14 protein-coding genes are annotated in these 16,962 nt (G+C 69.0%); 2 read left to right on the forward strand and 12 right to left on the reverse strand.

Annotation, left to right across the window (positions count from 1 at the left end; genetic code table 11):
• Positions 1-157: 157 nt before the first annotated feature.
• The 3 genes from SPHME3_RS0101900 to SPHME3_RS0101910 all read right to left on the reverse strand — a co-directional run bounded on the left by SPHME3_RS0101900 (position 158) and on the right by SPHME3_RS0101910 (position 2,652).
• Entirely contained in the window at positions 158-1,555 is a 1,398-nt protein-coding gene (locus SPHME3_RS0101900; protein WP_017977545.1) for a sensor histidine kinase, read from the reverse strand.
• Between the two features lie 113 nt (positions 1,556-1,668).
• Positions 1,669-2,334 carry a response regulator transcription factor gene (locus SPHME3_RS0101905; protein WP_017977544.1) on the reverse strand — a complete coding sequence of 222 codons (666 nt, stop codon included), beginning with the start codon at positions 2,332-2,334 and terminating at the stop codon, positions 1,669-1,671.
• 12 nt (positions 2,335-2,346) lie between these two features.
• On the reverse strand, positions 2,347-2,652 hold the full coding sequence (locus SPHME3_RS0101910; protein WP_286165152.1) for a hypothetical protein: 306 nt from the start codon (positions 2,650-2,652) through the stop codon (positions 2,347-2,349).
• Between the two features lie 121 nt (positions 2,653-2,773).
• Between SPHME3_RS0101910 and SPHME3_RS0101915 the strand changes: the two genes are divergently transcribed.
• On the forward strand, positions 2,774-4,552 hold the full coding sequence (locus tag SPHME3_RS0101915) for an ABC-F family ATP-binding cassette domain-containing protein (protein ID WP_017977542.1): 1,779 nt from the start codon (positions 2,774-2,776) through the stop codon (positions 4,550-4,552).
• Between the two features lie 283 nt (positions 4,553-4,835).
• Here SPHME3_RS0101915 and SPHME3_RS0101920 read toward each other — a convergent pair whose 3' ends face one another.
• From SPHME3_RS0101920 to SPHME3_RS0101940, 5 genes are read right to left on the reverse strand one after another with little or no spacing between them, the layout of a single operon-like run.
• Complete coding sequence (locus SPHME3_RS0101920) at positions 4,836-5,666, reverse strand: DUF815 domain-containing protein (protein WP_231291968.1); 831 nt, start codon at positions 5,664-5,666, stop codon at positions 4,836-4,838.
• 28 nt (positions 5,667-5,694) lie between these two features.
• Positions 5,695-7,692 carry a tetratricopeptide repeat protein gene (locus SPHME3_RS0101925; RefSeq protein ID WP_018250525.1) on the reverse strand — a complete coding sequence of 666 codons (1,998 nt, stop codon included), beginning with the start codon at positions 7,690-7,692 and terminating at the stop codon, positions 5,695-5,697.
• Positions 7,685-9,043 (reverse strand): PEP-CTERM-box response regulator transcription factor, encoded by a 1,359-nt coding sequence (gene prsR, locus SPHME3_RS0101930; protein WP_018250526.1) that lies wholly within the window; start codon positions 9,041-9,043, stop codon positions 7,685-7,687. Before prsR ends, SPHME3_RS0101925 begins: the two co-directional genes overlap by 8 nt.
• Entirely contained in the window at positions 9,040-11,073 is a 2,034-nt protein-coding gene (gene prsK / locus SPHME3_RS0101935) for an XrtA/PEP-CTERM system histidine kinase PrsK (protein WP_231291967.1), read from the reverse strand. Before prsK ends, prsR begins: the two co-directional genes overlap by 4 nt.
• A gap of 10 nt (positions 11,074-11,083) precedes the next feature.
• Positions 11,084-12,472 carry a TIGR03013 family XrtA/PEP-CTERM system glycosyltransferase gene (locus SPHME3_RS0101940; RefSeq protein ID WP_017977537.1) on the reverse strand — a complete coding sequence of 463 codons (1,389 nt, stop codon included), beginning with the start codon at positions 12,470-12,472 and terminating at the stop codon, positions 11,084-11,086.
• Between the two features lie 159 nt (positions 12,473-12,631).
• Here SPHME3_RS0101940 and SPHME3_RS0101945 point away from each other — a divergent pair, with 159 nt between their 5' ends.
• Positions 12,632-13,669 carry a mannose-1-phosphate guanylyltransferase/mannose-6-phosphate isomerase gene (locus SPHME3_RS0101945; protein WP_017977536.1) on the forward strand — a complete coding sequence of 346 codons (1,038 nt, stop codon included), beginning with the start codon at positions 12,632-12,634 and terminating at the stop codon, positions 13,667-13,669.
• A 16-nt stretch (positions 13,670-13,685) separates the two neighbouring features.
• On the opposite strand, the gene SPHME3_RS0101950 is transcribed toward SPHME3_RS0101945, so the two are convergent.
• The 4 genes from SPHME3_RS0101950 to groES form a co-directional block, all read right to left on the reverse strand.
• The gene (locus SPHME3_RS0101950) at positions 13,686-14,147 is read right to left on the reverse strand and encodes a DUF3429 domain-containing protein (RefSeq protein WP_017977535.1); all 462 of its coding nucleotides are present in this window, start codon (positions 14,145-14,147) and stop codon (positions 13,686-13,688) included.
• A gap of 39 nt (positions 14,148-14,186) precedes the next feature.
• Positions 14,187-14,750, reverse strand: coding sequence for a Uma2 family endonuclease (locus tag SPHME3_RS0101955; RefSeq protein WP_017977534.1), 564 nt, complete (start codon positions 14,748-14,750; stop codon positions 14,187-14,189).
• A 182-nt stretch (positions 14,751-14,932) separates the two neighbouring features.
• Positions 14,933-16,576 (reverse strand): chaperonin GroEL, encoded by a 1,644-nt coding sequence (gene groL / locus SPHME3_RS0101960; protein ID WP_017977533.1) that lies wholly within the window; start codon positions 16,574-16,576, stop codon positions 14,933-14,935.
• 78 nt (positions 16,577-16,654) lie between these two features.
• Complete coding sequence (gene groES / locus SPHME3_RS0101965) at positions 16,655-16,942, reverse strand: co-chaperone GroES (RefSeq protein ID WP_017977532.1); 288 nt, start codon at positions 16,940-16,942, stop codon at positions 16,655-16,657.
• Positions 16,943-16,962 lie beyond the last annotated feature (20 nt).

The raw sequence follows: 16,962 nt of genomic DNA on the forward strand, positions 1-16,962 counted from the left end.
CGTGCCGGGGAGGATTGCCCCTTTTCGTCACCCCGGACTTGTTCCGGGGTCCACTGGGCCGCTGGGGGTGACGAGAGGCTTGAGCGCCCCCCTCGCCGCAGAGTGGACCCCGGAACGAGTCCGGGGTGACGGGGGGATGGGGCGGCGGTGCCGTGCCTCAGTTGGCGGCGGGCAACCTCAGCCGTACGAGCAACCCGCCGAGGTCCTCGCTTTCCTCCAGCGCGACGGTGCCGCCGTAGATTTCGGCGACGTCGCGGACGATGGCGAGGCCCAGCCCGGTGCCGGGCTTGCCCGTATCCAGGCGGACACCGCGGTCGAAAATGCGGATGCGGTCTTCCTCGGGGATGCCGACGCCGTCGTCCTCGATCATCAGTTCGACGAAGCCCGCTTGGCCCGTCACCGTCACGAAGACGCTGCCGCCGCCGTACTTCGCGGCATTTTCGACGAGGTTGCCGAGCATTTCGTCGAGGTCCTGCCGTTCGACATGGACCTGCAGATCCTTGGGGCCGGTGATGTCGATGCGGACGTGGCGGTATAGCCGCGCCACCGCGCGCTCGACCGATTCGAGGCTGGGCCAGACGTCGGCGCGGCTGTGCGCGGAGCCGCGGCGGCCGACCGCGCGGGCGCGGGCGAGATGGTGGTCGACCTGGCGCCGCATCGTGCGCGCTTCGCGGATGACGGTGTCGGCGAGGTCTTCCGACTGGGCGGTCGCGGCGTTCATGATGACCGTCAGCGGCGTTTTCAGCGCATGGGCTAGATTGCCGGCGTGGCGGCGCGCTTCCTCGGCCTGGCGTTCGTTATGTTCGATGAGCGCGTTCAGCTCCTCGACCATCGGCGCGACCTCGTCGGGCATGGCGGTGTCGATGCGGTTCGACTGGCCGGCGCGCATCCGCGCGATCTCTTCGCGCACCCGGCGCAGCGGCCACAGTCCGTAGGAGGTCTGCAGCCACGCCAGCACGACAAGGCCCAACCCGAGCAGCGCGAAGCTGCGCACCAACGTCCGCCGCAGCACGGTGATCTGCGCATCGAGCGTGCCGCGACCCTGCGCGACCTGGAAACGCCAATGGACCTTCGACCCCGGCAGCTGCGCATCGCGTTCGACGATCCGCAGCCTTTCGTCGGGGAACTGGCGGCTGTCGTAGATATGGATGTTGCGGTCTTCGTGACGGCCGCCGAATTGCAGACGCCGGTCCCACAGCGAGCGCGAGCGGAAGAAGGCGTCGCCGCCGACCTGCGCACCGGGCGCCGACACCTGCCAGTACAGGCCCGAATAGGGTTCGACGAAGCGCGGATCGGTGGCGGCGTCGCGGCTGAACAGCACCTCGCCATCGGGCCCGATCTCCGACGAGGCGAGCAGCGAGCGCAGGACATATTGCAGCTGGTCGTCGAAGTTGCGCGTGACGGCGGAGACCAGCACGCGATCGAGCGCGAAGCCGCCGCCGACCAGCAGCAGCCCGATCCACGCCGCCGCGATCAGGATCATGCGGCGCGAGAGCGATCCGGTGGTCTTCGCCCGCTTGCTGGGCGGCGATTCGGCGAGCGGGGGGGTGTCCATGACTATTAGGAGCTTCTCCAGCCGTTCGCCCTGAGCCTGTCGAAGGGCCTGAGGCTCACCTGCCCTTCGACAGGCTCAGGGCGAACGGGGTGGGATGGGCGGACGGACGCCGGTCAGGCGTCGGGGTCTTCGAGGCTATAGCCGAGGCCGCGGATCGTGGTGATGACGTCCTGGCCCAGCTTCTTGCGGATGCGCGTCACGAACACTTCGATCGTGTTCGAATCGCGATCGAAATCCTGGTCGTAGATATGTTCGATCAGCTCGGTGCGGCTAACCACCTTGCCCTTGTGATGGAGCAGGTAGCTGAGCAGCTTATATTCCTGCGCGGTCAGCTTCACCGGCTCGCCGGCCTTGGTCACCTTGCCCGAACGCGTGTCGAGGCGGACGTCGCCGGCGGTGAGTTCGCTCGACGCATTGCCCGACGCGCGGCGGATCAGCGCGCGCAGGCGGGCGATCAATTCCTCGGTCTGGAACGGCTTGGCGACGTAATCGTCGGCGCCGGCGTCGAGGCCCGCCACCTTGTCCGACCAGCTGTCGCGCGCGGTGAGGACGAGGACGGGCATCGTCTTGCCTTCCTTGCGCCAGCGGTCGAGCACGGTCAGGCCGTCGATCTCGGGCAGGCCGAGGTCGAGCACGATCGCGTCGTAATTCTCGGTGGAGCCGAGGAAATGCCCCTCTTCGCCATCGGTGGCGAGATCGATGGCATAGCCCGCGCCTTCGAGCGTGTTCTTGAGCTGTGTCCCGAGATTCGGCTCGTCCTCGACGATCAGAACGCGCATGTCAGTCCCTCTTTATCTTCCGGTCCGGCCGATGATCTGGCCCGAGCGGCCATCGACATCGACCCATACCACGACGCCATCGCGCATGAACTTGAGCGTGTAAACCGAGCTGCCGAAATCGAGGTCGAAGCCCAGATATTCATAGCCCTTCATCGTCGGGATCACCCGCGCCTCGATCGCGCGCGGCGACAGCATCTCGCCCTTGCGGCGGGCGTCATAGGCGCGTTCCTGGTCGCTGCGACGCTGGTCGGGCGCCTGCGCGAACGCGGGCACCGGCGCGGCCAGGGCAAGGAGCAACACGGGCAGAACCATCTTCATGACGCCTTGCATAAGCGGGAGGCATTGAACACCCTGTGAATGACACGGTTGCATACCATTCAGGCACAGCCACTCGCCACGCTTGCCGGGACACGCGCCGCCGCCTACCTGCGGGCGCATCATGGCTGCCCCCATTCTCGCTTACGAAGACCTTGGCGTTATCCAGGGCCACGGCTGGCTGTTCCGCCACCTCGACATCCATATCGGCGCACGCGACCGGCTGGCGCTGATCGGGCGCAACGGTGCGGGCAAGACGACGCTGCTGAAGCTGATCGCCGGCGCGATCGACGCCGACGAGGGGCGGCGCGTGATCGTACCGGGCACGCGCGTGGTGCTGCTGGAGCAGGAGCCGAGCCTGGCGGGCTGCGCGACGCTGGCCGATTACGTGCTGCGTGGCGACGATGCGCCCTTACGCCACGAAGCGGAGGCGATCGCCGACCAATTGGGTATCGACCTTGCCCGCGAGGCGGCGTCCGCGTCGGGTGGCGAGCGGCGGCGCGCGGCGATCGTGCGTGCGCTGGCGCAGGACCCCGACGTGCTGCTGCTCGACGAGCCGACCAATCACCTCGATATCGCCGCGATCGACTGGCTGGAGGACTGGCTGGGCCGGTTCAAGGGCGCGTTCGTCGTCATCAGCCACGACCGCACCTTCCTGACGCGCCTGACCAGGCAGACGCTGTGGATGGACCGCGGGTCGATCCGGCGTGCCGAAATAGGCTTCGGCGGGTTCGAGGCGTGGACCGAGCAGGTCTATGCCGAGGAAGAGCGCAATGCGCAGCGGCTCGATGCCAAGCTGAAGATCGAGGAGCATTGGCTGCAGCGCGGCGTCACCGGGCGGCGGCGGCGCAACCAGGGGCGGCTTGCGAAACTGAAGGAGATGCGCGCCGAACGCGCGGCGATGATCGGGCCGCAGGGGGCGGCGAACCTCGCGACGGCGGCGGACGACAGCAAGACCAAGGTCGTGATCGACGTGAAGCATGCGTCGAAAAGCTTCGGTGAGCGTGCGATCATCAAGGACCTCACCCTGCGCGTCACGCGCGGCGACCGGATCGGCATCGTCGGGCGCAATGGGGCGGGCAAGACGACGCTCCTGAAGCTGCTGACCGGCGAGATGGCGCCAGACGAGGGCGAGGTGAAGCTTGCCAAGACGCTGGACGGCATCGTCATCGACCAGCAGCGCAGCCTGATGGCGCCGACCAAGACGGTGCGCGAGGTGCTGGCCGACGGCGGCGACTGGATCGACGTGCTGGGGGTGAGGAAGCACATCCACGGCTATCTGAAGGAATTCCTGTTCGATCCCTCACTGGCGGAGGCGAAGGTGGGGACGCTGTCGGGCGGCGAGCGGTCGCGCCTGCTGCTGGCGCGCGAGTTCGCGCGTGAATCGAACCTGCTGGTGCTCGACGAGCCGACCAACGACCTCGACCTCGAAACGCTCGACCTGTTGCAGGAGGTGATCGCCGATTATGCGGGGACGGTGCTGATCGTCAGCCACGATCGCGACTTCCTGGATCGCACGGTGACGGTGACGTTGGGGCTCGACGGATCGGGGACGGTCGACGTGGTCGCAGGCGGGTACGAGGATTGGGAACGGCAGCGGAAGACGCCGGTGGCAGCCGCGAAGAAGGCGGCGCCCAAGCCGGTCGCGGCGCCGCCGGTGCAGGCGAAGACGAAGCTCAGTTACAAGGACCAGCGCGATTACGACCAGCTGCCCAGCCGGATCGAGGCGCTGGATGCGGCGATCGCGCGCGACGAGGCGGCGATGGCGGACCCGGCCTTGTATACGCGCGATCCCAAGCGCTTCGCGGCGCTGAGCGCGGCGATCGAGGCGGCGCGGGCGGAGAAGGACGCGGCGGAGATGCGCTGGCTGGAACTGGCGGAGCAGGTTGAGGGGATGGGGTAAGCGCTACCCGCGTTCGCATCCGTCATTCCCGCGGAGGCGGGAATCCAGAGACGCTACCCTTTCGCCTCTTTCATTGACGGTAGCGCGTCTGGATTCCCGCCTGCGCGGGAATGACGACGTTTTTTGGGCGCACGGTTCGCCTCCCCCCCTTCGTCATCCCGGCGGAGGCCGGGATCCATGGTTGCGGGCGGCTTGTGGGTCGCGTGCCCTCGCCTGCTTCGTCGTGTCCGTGGATCCCGGCGTTCGCCGGGATGACGAAGGAGGAGGGGCGTCGCTTTTCGGATCAGGGCAGGCTGCGCCCCAGGCGGCCGGCGACTTCGGTCACATATTGCCATGCCACGCGGCCCGAGCGGCTGCCGCGGCGGGTGGCCCAGTTGATCGCCTCGGCCGCGTCGAAGGGCAGGTCGTAGCGGGCGGCATAGCCGGCGACGATCGCGCAATAGCCGTCCTGATCGAGCGCGTGAAAGCCGAGACTGAGACCGAAGCGGTCGGCGAGTGCGAGCTGGTCGTCGATGCTGTCGCGCGGGTTGATCGCGCTGCTCTGCTCCTCGATGTCGCGCGGCATCAGGTGGCGGCGGTTGGCGGTGACGAGCAGGCGGACGTTGGCCGGGCGCGCCTCTGCGCCGCCTTCGAGCAGCGAGCGCAGGATGCGGCCCTCAGCGGGTGCTTCGACGCCGAGGTCGTCGAGGAACAGCGCGAAGGCGCGGGGGACGCTGGCGAGGCGGGCGAAGAGCTGCGGCAGCGTGTCGAGCGCCGCGACCTCGACCAGCGCGATGGCGCCGCCCTCGGCCTGCACCGCGCCGACCGCGGCCTTCACCAACGCGGACTTGCCCGTGCCGCGCGCGCCCCACAGCAACACGTCCTGCGCCGCCGCGCCGGCCGCAAGGCGGCGTAAATTCTCGATCAGCGCGGTCTTCTGCTTGTCGATACCGACCAGCAATTCGGGCGGCAGCGGCGCGAAGGCACGGGCGGCGACCAGCACGTCGCCTCGCCAGACATACGCGGGGTGCGCGGCGGGGTCGGCGCCCGGCGGCGGCGGGGGCGACAGGCGGTCGAGGGCCGCGGCGATACGCAGCAGCGGGTCGGTGGCGGGATCGGCCATGGCGTGCGTCATGGCGTGGCCGTCCGCCGCGCGCAAGCGATCAGCGGGCGAGCGCTCGGGCATGTGCGGCGAGGCGCGGGTCGCCGGGGGCGAGCGCCAGCGCCTTGGTCGCGAGCTGGCGCGCGCCGGCAAGGTCGCCGTCCGCGGCAAGGGCCAGCGCATAGGCGTCGCACACGCCGGGGTTCATCGGCGACAGCGCATAGGCAGCGCGGGCGTAGCGGCGGGCGATGGCGCCGTCGTCGGTGGCGGCATAGCCGCGCGCGAGATCGGCGAGCAGCGCGGCGTCGCGGTTGCCGGCGATGCGGCGCACCGCCTCCAGCGTCTCGATACCGGCATCGGCTTCGCCATTTTCGATCTGAAGGCGCCCGCGCAGACCCTGCGCGGTCAAATTCTGCGGATTTTGTTCGAGGAACAGCGACAGCGCCGCCGCCGCCTGTTCGGGGCGGCCCGCGCGGCCCCAGGCGTCGACCAGCCGCAGCATCGTCGCCTCGTCGAACGACAGGCTGGCGGCGCGGGCGTACACGGGCGCGGCCTCGGCATAGCGGCCCGCGGCGGCGAGCGTATCGCCGAGCGCGAGCTGGGCGGGCGGCGCGCCGGGGCTTTGCGCGACCAGCACGCGCGCCTGGGCGATGGCGCCCGCGGTGTCGCCGGCGGAGAGCTGGCCGCGGATCACCTCGATCAGCGCATGCGGGTCGCCGGGATCGCCTGCCGCCGCGGCGCGCAGCGTGCCGACGGTGTCGTCGCTGGCGAAGCCGCCCGCGCTGTCGGAGGCGCCGCGCGCCGCGCGGTCGAGCAATTGCCCCGCGGTCAGGCGGTCGCCACGCGCTTCATAGGCGCGGGCGGCGAGCGTCAGCGTATAGGCGTCGGCGTCGCGGCGCTGGATCGCGGGGCCCAGCCAGTCGAGCGCGCCAGCGGGATCGCCCGCGCGCAGCATCGCGGCGCCGAGCAGGCGGCGGACGACCAGATTGGCGGGCTGTGCCTCGGCGAGCCGGCGCCACGTGCCGGTCGCGCCCTCATACCGGCCAGCCTGGAGATCGGCGCCACCGTCGAGCAGCATCGCCCCCGGCGTGGCGGCGAGCGCGCCGCCGGCATGGTAGAGCATCGCGCGGGCAAGGCCCGGTTTGCCCGCGCGTGCGGCGAGCACGGCTTGCAGATACAGCGCCTGCGGATGGCCCGGCCGGGCGGCGAGCGCCGCGCGGGCGGCGTCGAGCAGGTCGAAGTTGCGCCCCAGCTCACCCAGCGTCGCGGCATAGCCGATCAGCGCGGGCGTGTAATAAGCATCGCGCTGCAACGCCGCCTCGAACCAGGGCAATGCGGCGGTGAGGCCGTAGCGGGTGCGAACCACCTCCGCCTGCAAGGTCAGCGGGCCGGGATCGCCGGGGGCGAGCCGCACCGCGCGCGCCGCCGCCTGCGTGGCGCCGGTGAGTTCGCCGGCATCGAGGCGGATGCGGCCGAAGTCCATCACCGCCAGCGCGTCATCGGGGTGCGCGGCGATCCAGTCGGTCAGCAACTGGGCGCCCTGCCCCGCATCGCCGCCGAGCGCGGTGGCGCGCGCCCGCGCGCGGACCGCGTCGCCATCGTTCGCCACGGCCTGGTCGGCGCGGTCAAGCGCGCCCTGCGGATCGCCCTGCAACAGCCGCGCCTGCGCCTGCAGGCCGGCGAGCGTCGCCGCCGGTTCGCCGAGCTTGCCGGCGCGCGCCAATGTGCCCTCCGCCGCGGCGCCCTCGCCCAGCCGCAGATAGCTGCGGGCGAGCAGCAGCATCGCGGGGCGTGACGCGGGGTCGCCGGCCAGCGCGGCGAGTGCGTGATTGCGTGCGGCGCTGAAATTACCGAGCCCGAAGGCGGTGCGCGCATCGGCGAGCGCCTGGGCCGGTGCGGGGCGGGCATGCGGGCGCAGCGCGAGTGCTGCGGCGGCGATCAGCACGAGGAGGACGACCCCGAGCGCAACCGCGCGGGCGCGGGTGAACGCCGACAGCCTGAGCCGCATCCCGCGCCGCCGCCGGCGACGGCGCAGCATCGGATAGCGCGGATCAGCCATGCAGGTCGTAGCTCTTCAGGAGGTCGTACAGCGTCGGGCGACTGATGCCGAGCAACCGCGACGCGCCGGAAATGTTGCCGCCTGCCTGCGCCAGCGCCTGGCGGATCGCCTGCCGGTCGGCCGCTTCGCGCGCGGTGCGCAGATTGAGCGGCAGGCCGTCGTCGGACGTGGCGACGAGATCGAGGTCGGCGGCAGTGACGAGCTTGCCGTCCGCCATGATGACCGCGCGCTTGATGCGGTTTTCGAGCTCGCGGACGTTGCCGGGCCAGCCCCATGCCTCGATCGCGGCGAGTGCATCGGGGGCGAGGCCGGTGACCGGCAGCTTCATCGCCGCGGCATGGCGGTGGACGAGTGCGCGGGCGAGCAGTGCGGCATCGCCCGGCCGTTCGGCGAGCGCCGGGATGCGCACGACGATCTCGGCGAGGCGGTAATAGAGGTCGTCGCGGAAGCTGCCGTCGACGACCATCGCATCGACATCGCGGTGCGTGGCGCAGACGATGCGCGTGTCGACGGGGATCGGTTTGCGCCCGCCGATGCGTTCGATGACACGCTCTTGCAGGAACCGCAGCAATTTGACCTGGAGCGGCAGCGGTACGTCGCCGATTTCGTCGAGGAACAGGGTGCCGCCGGCGGCCTGTTCGATCTTGCCGGGCGTCGTCTTCACCGCGCCGGTGAACGCGCCCTTCTCGTGGCCGAACAATTCGCTTTCGAGCAGGGTTTCGGGGATAGCGGCACAGTTGATCGCGACGAAGGCTCCGGTGCGGCGCGGCGAGGCCTGATGCAGCCCGCGCGCCAGCAATTCCTTGCCGGTGCCGCTGGCACCGAGCAGCATGACCGAGACGTCGGCCGGCGCGACGCGTTCGACGGTGCGCACCACCTTCGCCATCGCATCCGAGGCGTAGATCAGGCCGCCGAACCCCGCATGACCGGTATCCCGCGCGGCGAGACGGCGGTTTTCCGCCTCGAGCCCGTGGACGTGAAAGGCGCGCGCGACGATCAGGCCCAGCGCGTCGATATCGATCGGCTTGGCGTAAAAGTCCCAGGCCCCCAGCGCGATGGCGTCCAGCGCACTCGCCCGGGCGCCATGGCCGGAGGCGACGATGATCTTGGTGTCGGGCTTGAGCGCCAGCATCTCGGCCAGCGTCGCAAAGCCTTCGCTGGTGCCGTCCGGGTCGGGCGACAGGCCGAGGTCGAGCGTGACGACCGCGGGTTCGTGCAGGCGCAGCGCGTCGATCGCCTCGGCCCGGGTGGCGGCGGTGACGATCTCATAGCCTTCATAGGCCCAGCGCAACTGGCGTTGCAGCGCGAGATCGTCCTCGACGACGAGCAGGACGGGCCGCACCTCGCTCATGCCGCCGCCTCCAGCGCCGTCGCGGCCGGCAGCGTGACGCGGAAGCGGGTGCCTGCGCCTTCGCGGCTGGTGACGGTGAGCGTGCCGCCCATCGCGCTCGCCAGTTCACGCGCCTCATAGGCGCCGAGGCCGAAGCCATCGGGCTTGGACGAGGCGAAGGCGCGGAACAATTGGTCGCGGATGAAGGCAGCGCTCATGCCGCAGCCCTGATCGACCACGTCGATCTCGACACGCGCGCCCTCCGTCGCGATCCCGATCGTGATGGGTGCGTCGGTGGGCGAGGCCTCCACCGCGTTCTGGAGCAGGTGACCGAGCAATTGTTCGAGCCGCCCGGGCTGCGCGAGCGCCGTCCCCTGCCCTGCGACCTCGATGACATGCTGCGCGCGGCGGGCGCCGGCGAGCCGCGCGGCGAGCATGGCGACGTCAACCGGCTGTAGCGGTTCGGGCAGGCTGCGATGATGCTGCGACAGGCGGGCGAGCAGCGCGTTCATGCGGGCGGCGGAATCCTTGAGGGTTTCGACCATGTCGGCGCGAAAGGCGGGATTGTCGGCATGCCGCTCCGCATTGCGCGCGACCAGACTGAGGCCGCTGACCATGTTCTTGATATCGTGGAGGATGAAGGCGAAGCGCCGGTTGAATTCATCGAAGCGCGCGGCATCGGCGAGCGCCGCATGCGCGCGATCCTCGGCAAGGTAGCTCGCCGCCTGCCGTCCGGCGACGCGGAGCAGATCGAGGTCCTCCCAGTCGAGCGCGCGGTCCACCGCCGGGCGGGCCAGCAGGATCGCCCCGATCAGGCTGGTGCCGTGCAACAGGGGCACGAGCGCCCAGGCCTCGTCCTGCGTACCCATCCATGCCGGCACCGCCGCACCCTCGCCCTCCGGCGCGTCGCCGCGGCGAACCTGATCGAGCGCGATGATGCGGCCGGTCGCGGCCAGATAGGCGAAGAGCGCGGTGTCGCCCGCTGCCGCTTCGGGCGGCTGTTCGGGCCAATGCCATGCGGCGCCGGCCTCAAGGGCCATGCCGGCGGGGATCAGCAACAGGCCGGCGGGAGATCCGGTCAGCTCCGCCATCGCACGGACGATGCGGCGGTCGAGCGGATCGGCGCCCTCGCCCGGCGACCCCAAAGTCGCGGTGAAGCGCTGCCATTCGGCGCGATAGTCGTAGCGGTGGTCAAAGAAATGCTTGGCGACCTTCACCTTGGTCCAGGCGCGCAGCCAGGGCGTCGACAGCAAGGTCATCAGCGCGGTGGTCGCGCCGAGCACGATGGCGGTCTGCGCCACGCGCGCGGCATCGCCCGCGTACCGGCCGGCGACCTGCGTCGCGAGCAACGTCGCGCCGACATAGGCGGCGATCGCGGTCGCGACGAACAGCCGCATCGCGACGTCGTGCGACAGCGACAGGCCGCGCCGGTCGGCCTGCAACGGCACGGCGAGGAACACGGTGGCGACCGTCAGTGCGAAGCCGCGGACCACCACCACCGCGGGCGACGCGCCCCAGCCCCAGTCCGCCGCCGCGACCAGCAGGTCGAGGCCCCAGATGGTGGCGATCGCCGCTGCGATCAGCACGATCCGCCCGCGTTCCCGCTCGCGCCCGACGAAGGCAAGCTGGTGGACGAGGATCAGCCCGCCGACCGCCGCCAGCATGCGCGCAATCAGCCGCAGATCGGCGAGCGTCGCCAGCGTCGTCGCCGCGAACGGCAGCGTTTCCAGCAACGCGCACCCGATCGCCAGCGCGCTGACCGTCGCGGTCGCCGCGTAGAGCGCATACACCGCCGCCACGCCGGCGCCGGTCCGCCGGACCAGTACCAGCATCGCCGCGAGCCAGACGAGGTTGCGCAACGACTGTACGACGCGCGTGACGAGGTCGGCTTCGCCGATCCCCGCCACCGCCAGCGCCCACAGCGCCGTCACCGCCAGCGCCGCGACCAGCATGCGACTGTGCAGGCCGACCGCCGCCGCCCGACGCGACCAGGCGAGCGTCAATGCCGCAAAGCCGAGCGCGGCGAGCGCATGCCCCCAGAGGATCAGCATCACCATGACGCTAGCGCGCCCCCGACGGCCACAGGATCACGCGCAACGTCTGCAACAGGATCAGCAGGTCGAGAAACGGCGAATAGTTCTTGGCATAATAGAGGTCGTATTCGAGCTTGTGACGCGCATCCTCGATCGACGCGCCATAGGGATAGTTGATCTGCGCCCAGCCGGTGATGCCGGGCTTCACCATATGCCGCTCGGCATAATAGGGCAGCTGCTGTTCCAGCTGCGCGACGAATTGCGGGCGCTCGGGGCGCGGGCCGACGAAGCTCATCTCGCCCTTCAGCACCGACCAGGCCTGCGGCAGTTCGTCGATCCGCACCTTGCGGATGATGCGGCCGATGCGGGTGATGCGGGGATCGTCCTTCTCCGCCCAGACCGCGTGACCCGGCACCTCGGCATCCTGACGCATCGAGCGCAACTTCAGAATGTCGAAGCCCTGGTTGTACAGGCCGACGCGGCGCTGGCGGTAGAAGGCGGGGCCCTTCGATTCGAGGCGGATCGCCACCGCGGTCAGCAGGATGATCGGCAGCGTGAAGGCGAGCAGCACCAGACTGGCGATGACGTCGAAGGCGCGCTTGAAGGCGCTCGACACCATGCGGCCCGAGGCGAAACCGTCCGAGAAGATCAGCCACGACGGGTTGACCGAGCGGAGGTCGATCCGCCCCGTCTCGCGCTCGAGGAAGCTGGAGATATTGGTAACGGCGACGCCCGTGGTGCGGACGCGCAGCAGGTCCTGCAACGGCAGCGCGTTGCGGCGTTCCTCCAGCGCCAGCACCACCTCGGCGACCTGATGGTCGAGGACATGCGCGGCGAGATTGGGGATGGCGCCGCGCGGGATCGCGTCGGGCACCACCGTCTCGCCATCGCGCATCGCGATGAAGCCGGCGACGATGACGTTGGCGCCGGGCTGCTGCGCCAGATCACGGATTCGATTCGCCTGCGCGCCCGCCCCCAGCACGAGAATGCGCCGCTTGAGCAGGTCTCCGCCGACGAGACGCCCGACGACGCCGCGTACGATCACGAGCAGCACCGCCGCGATCAGCGTCGCATAGGCAAGGTTCGATCGCCACAGTGCGAGCGGTGGGATCAGGAAGAACAGGATCGACAGGCACGACACGCCGATCAGCAGCGCCACCGCCAGCCGTGCCGCCGCGAAGCGGAGCGACAGGAGCGAGGCGACGCCATACGCCCCGACCGCGATCAGCGCGACCTGCAAGGCAAAGGCGAAGGACAGCAATTGCGGCAGGCGCGTCGTGATCGGATCGACGTGCATGCCGATCTGATAGGCGCGCAGCACCCAGCCGAGTTCGCCGGCCAGCACCAGCAACAGCGCGTCGACCAGGCCGAGCAGCAGCACGACATGCGGCACGTAATGCTTGAACAGGCGGATCATGCCCGGCTCCTCCGACGCCGTCCTGTAAGCTTTTCCGACAGGCTGTCAGCGGCGTCGCAGAAAAATACGAAGAAAGCTTGAACAAGCGGCGAGGATTATCGTTACGTTTCCGGTCTTTTCTGGCTTAGGGAAAGACGTCCTAGGAGTTTCCTGACCTATATGACGATCGTTCCTGTGATCCTTTCGGGAGGATCGGGCACCCGGCTGTGGCCGATGTCGCGCCCCGAAATGCCCAAGCAGCTGCTGCCGCTGACCGCGGATGAGACGATGCTGCAGCTGACCGCGCGGCGGGCGCATGGCGAGGCGTTTGCGGCGCCGATCGTCGTCGCCAATGCGCGGCATGCCGATGCGATCGACGAGCAGCTCGCGGCCGCTGACGCCAAGCCGCAGGCGGTGATCCTGGAACCGGTCGGCCGCAACACCGCGCCGGCGATCGCGCTAGCGGCGCTAGCGGCGGGGGCGGAGGACGCGCTGCTGGTCATGCCGTCCGATCACGTCATCGCCGATGTCGAGGCATTCCGCGCCGCGGTGGACGCCGCGATGCCGATGGTCGCGGATGGCTGGCTGGTGACGTTCGGGATCGCGCCCGATGCGCCCGAAACCGGCTATGGCTGGATCCAGGTCGGCGACCAACTGGCCGAGGGCGTGCATCGCGTCGCACGCTTCGTCGAAAAGCCGCCGCGGGATCGTGCCGAGGCGATGCTGGCGGCGGGCGACCATGTGTGGAACGGCGGCATCTTCCTGTTCCGCGCCGACATGTTTCTGGGCGCGCTGGCGGCGCATGCTCCGGCGATCCTGACCGCCGCGCAGACCGCCATGCGGCAAGCCCGGCGCGAGGGCGTGCGGGTCTACCCTGATGCGGAGGCGTTCGGGGGGTCGCCGTCGGATTCGATCGACTATGCCGTGATGGAACGCGCCGATCGCGTCGCGGTGGTGCCGGTAGCGATGGGCTGGAGCGATGTCGGCAGCTGGGACGCGCTGCTTGCGATCAGCCCGTGCGACGAGCGTGGCAACCACCATCGCGGCGAGGTGCTGGCGATCGACACGAACAATTGCCTGATCCGATCAGACGGCGTCCGCATCTCGGCGGTGGGCGTCAGCGACCTAATCGTGGTGGCGTGCGGCAACGATGTGATGATCGTGCCGCGCGGTCGTAGCCAGGACGTCAAGAAATTGATCGAGGCGATGCAGAAGTAATCGACGCGCCGGGCCGTCAGGCGATGACGGCCCGGGCGAACAGCGCGGCGATCCCCGCCGCGCCGATCAACAACTGGCGCAGCCGCAGCGCCGCGAAATAAGCGGGTGCGTTGCCAGCAATTGCGGCGCGGCGATCGAGAAAGCCCGCGACGACATAGCCGACGAGCAGCAAGAGCAGCGCCGTTGACGCCTGTTCGACGACCAGCGCCAGACCGGCGAGCGTGAAATAGGCGATGCAGGTCGCGATCTCGACCGGCTTCGATGCAGCCGGATGACCGAAGCCGAAGCCGCGCCGCACCCCGGCGATGAAGGCGAGGATCAAAGCACCCCAGATGATCCCGAGATGCGTCGCCCAGAACGGCCAGGGCGGCGGCAGCAGCCATGCGCCGATCCCGGCAGCGACCAGCGGCAGCATCGGTCCGTAGCCGAGGATGGCACCGTCAGCGGGAATGTCGGTGCGGGTCGCGTCGTGGTTCATGGCCGGCGTAACGAGCGGGCGGCTATGGGGTTGCCGGTGTCAGTCCCGGGCAAAGATTTCGGTGTGCGGGATGGTCAGGTCGAGCGCCGGCAGCATGACGTCATGGGGCTGGGCGAACAGGTCGTCACGCCATGACTGGGGGCCGAGGCGCTGGACGACGCGGGCCGTTTCCGCTTCGGGATCGACGAAGACGATCGTGTCGAGCGACGGCAGGTGGCGGTATTGGCCGAGCTTCGCGGTTTCGTCGAAGCGGCCGGTCGAGCCTGAGCAGACTTCAATGATCACGATCGGGTCAGTGAGGACGCGCGGCACCTCACGACAGTGAGTAGCGGAGCTGTCGTAACAGACGCTGACATCCGGGTAGCGGACGTCGGTATCCGTGACACGGACGCCTGTGTCAAAACCATAAGGCCGACGGTCGGTCCCACGAAGCTTGCTGCGCAAGTTCGTCAGGACGTTGCTGCTGATCTTCGCTTGGGCGGGAGTGCGGTCGTTACGTCTGCGGATGATGCCGTGGACCAATTCGCATTTGAGGTGTTCGGGGAAGCCGAACTGGGCAAACGCCCCGGCCGTGATCGGATCATAGGAGGATGCGTACTCCATAGCCCGAGCGTACCACCACTATGGGGTCAAACAAAGGGCCGGGGGATTGCGCCCCCGGCCCCTGTTTTGCTTGGCGAGCAGCGGCGGAGCCGCTGCCGTGACGTCGGACGGGATCGGCTTGGCCGACCCGCCGGCCGTTCTGATTTCGTGTCCGCGGCAGCCTTCGCTGCCCCGGTCCGAAATCAGAAGTCCATGCCGCCCATGCCGCCCATGCCGCCGCCGCCGGGCATGGCCGGAGCCTTGTCCTCGGGCAGTTCCGAGACGGTCGCCTCGGTGGTGATGAGCAGGCCGGCGACCGAGGCTGCGTTCTGCAGCGCGGTGCGGACGACCTTGGTCGGATCGATCACGCCGGCGGCGACCAGATTTTCATACTGGTCGGTCGCAGCGTTGAAGCCGAACGACGTGTCGGTCTGGTCGAGCAGCTTGCCCGAGACGACGGCGCCGTCATGGCCGGCGTTCTGCGCGATCTGACGCACCAGCGCGGTCAGCGACTTGCGGACGATGTCCACGCCGCGGGTCTGGTCTTCGTTGGCGCCGGTGACGCCTTCGAGCACCTTCGTCGCGTACAGCAGCGCCGTACCACCGCCGGGGACGATGCCCTCTTCGACGGCCGCGCGGGTCGCGTGCAGCGCGTCGTCGACGCGGTCCTTGCGCTCCTTGACCTCGACTTCGGTCGCACCGCCGACCTTGATCACGGCAACGCCGCCGGCGAGCTTGGCGAGACGCTCCTGGAGCTTCTCACGGTCGTAGTCGCTGGTGGTGTTCTCGATCTGCGCACGGATCGCCTCGGTGCGGCCCTTGATCGCGTCGGCTTCACCCGCACCGTCGACGATGGTGGTGTTGTCCTTGTCGATCGTGACGCGCTTGGCGGTGCCGAGCATGCCGACGGTGACGCTCTCGAGCTTGATGCCGAGGTCTTCCGAGATCATCTCGCCCTTGGTCAGGATCGCGATGTCTTCCAGCATCGCCTTGCGACGATCGCCGAAGCCCGGTGCCTTGACCGCTGCGACCTTCAGGCCGCCGCGCAGCTTGTTGACCACGAGCGTGGCCAGAGCCTCACCCTCGATGTCCTCGGCGATGATCAGGAGCGGGCGACCCGACTGGACGACGGCTTCCAGGATCGGGAGCATCGCCTGGAGGTTCGACAGCTTCTTTTCGTGGATCAGGATGTACGGATCGTTCAGTTCGACCGTCATCTTCTCCGGGTTGGTGATGAAGTAGGGCGACAGATAGCCGCGGTCGAACTGCATGCCCTCGACGACGTCCAGCTCGAACTCGAGACCCTTGGCCTCTTCGACGGTGATGACGCCTTCCTTGCCGACCTTCTCCATCGCTTCCGCGATCTTCTCGCCGACTTCCTTGTCGCCGTTGGCCGAGATGATGCCGACCTGCGCGACTTCCGACGAGCCCGAGACGGGCTTCGAGCGCGACTTCACGTCCTCGACCACCTTGGTCACCGCGATGTCGATGCCGCGCTTCAGGTCCATCGGGTTCATGCCGGCCGCCACCGACTTCATGCCCTCGCGCACGATCGCCTGGGCGAGCACGGTCGCGGTGGTGGTGCCGTCACCGGCGATGTCGTTGGTCTTCGAGGCCACTTCGCGCACCATCTGCGCGCCCATGTTCTCGAACTTGTCCTTGAGCTCGATTTCCTTGGCGACCGACACACCGTCCTTGGTGATGCGGGGCGCGCCGAAGCTCTTGTCGATCACGACGTTGCGGCCCTTCGGCCCCAGCGTGACCTTCACCGCGTCGGCGAGGATGTCGACGCCGCGCAGAATGCGTTCACGCGCGTCGCGGCCGAATTTTACGTCCTTGGCTGCCATGGTGGCTACCCTTTCGAAAATTGGAAGTTGTGGAAGTGGACAGTACGTCAGGGCCAAAAACGGCCCTGCCCGTCACAATCAGCCGACGATCCCGAGGATGTCGCTTTCCTTCATGATCAGCAGGTCTTCGCCGTTGACCTTCACCTCGGTGCCCGACCACTTGCCGAACAGGATGCGGTCGCCAGCCTTGACGTCGAGCGGCGTGACCTTGCCGTCTTCGGCCTTCAGCCCGGTGCCGGCGGCGACGACCTCGCCCTCCTGCGGCTTTTCCTTGGCGGTGTCGGGGATGATGATCCCGCCGGCCGTCTTCTCTTCCGCCTCGACACGGCGGACGAGGACGCGGTCATGCAACGGACGAAAGTTCATTGCGAAGTCCCTCTTTTCAG

The sequence above is a fragment of the Sphingomonas melonis DAPP-PG 224 genome, from assembly GCF_000379045.1.
GTDB lineage: Bacteria > Pseudomonadota > Alphaproteobacteria > Sphingomonadales > Sphingomonadaceae > Sphingomonas > Sphingomonas aquatilis.

Bases quoted from the DNA above. Each gene is read 5' to 3' on its own strand.
- groES (WP_017977532.1), bottom strand. From the start codon at position 16,942: ATGAACTTTCGTCCGTTGCATGACCGCGTCCTCGTCCGCCGTGTCGAG.
- SPHME3_RS0101945 (WP_017977536.1), top strand. From the start codon at position 12,632: ATGACGATCGTTCCTGTGATCCTTTCGGGAGGATCGGGCACCCGGCTG.
- SPHME3_RS0101955 (WP_017977534.1), bottom strand. From the start codon at position 14,750: ATGGAGTACGCATCCTCCTATGATCCGATCACGGCCGGGGCGTTTGCC.
- SPHME3_RS0101925 (WP_018250525.1), bottom strand. From the start codon at position 7,692: ATGGCTGATCCGCGCTATCCGATGCTGCGCCGTCGCCGGCGGCGGCGC.
- SPHME3_RS0101940 (WP_017977537.1), bottom strand. From the start codon at position 12,472: ATGATCCGCCTGTTCAAGCATTACGTGCCGCATGTCGTGCTGCTGCTC.
- SPHME3_RS0101900 (WP_017977545.1), bottom strand. From the start codon at position 1,555: ATGGACACCCCCCCGCTCGCCGAATCGCCGCCCAGCAAGCGGGCGAAG.
- SPHME3_RS0101915 (WP_017977542.1), top strand. From the start codon at position 2,774: ATGGCTGCCCCCATTCTCGCTTACGAAGACCTTGGCGTTATCCAGGGC.
- SPHME3_RS0101910 (WP_286165152.1), bottom strand. From the start codon at position 2,652: ATGAAGATGGTTCTGCCCGTGTTGCTCCTTGCCCTGGCCGCGCCGGTG.
- SPHME3_RS0101905 (WP_017977544.1), bottom strand. From the start codon at position 2,334: ATGCGCGTTCTGATCGTCGAGGACGAGCCGAATCTCGGGACACAGCTC.
- SPHME3_RS0101920 (WP_231291968.1), bottom strand. From the start codon at position 5,666: ATGACGCACGCCATGGCCGATCCCGCCACCGACCCGCTGCTGCGTATC.
- prsR (WP_018250526.1), bottom strand. From the start codon at position 9,043: ATGAGCGAGGTGCGGCCCGTCCTGCTCGTCGTCGAGGACGATCTCGCG.
- groL (WP_017977533.1), bottom strand. From the start codon at position 16,576: ATGGCAGCCAAGGACGTAAAATTCGGCCGCGACGCGCGTGAACGCATT.
- SPHME3_RS0101950 (WP_017977535.1), bottom strand. From the start codon at position 14,147: ATGAACCACGACGCGACCCGCACCGACATTCCCGCTGACGGTGCCATC.
- prsK (WP_231291967.1), bottom strand. From the start codon at position 11,073: ATGCTGATCCTCTGGGGGCATGCGCTCGCCGCGCTCGGCTTTGCGGCA.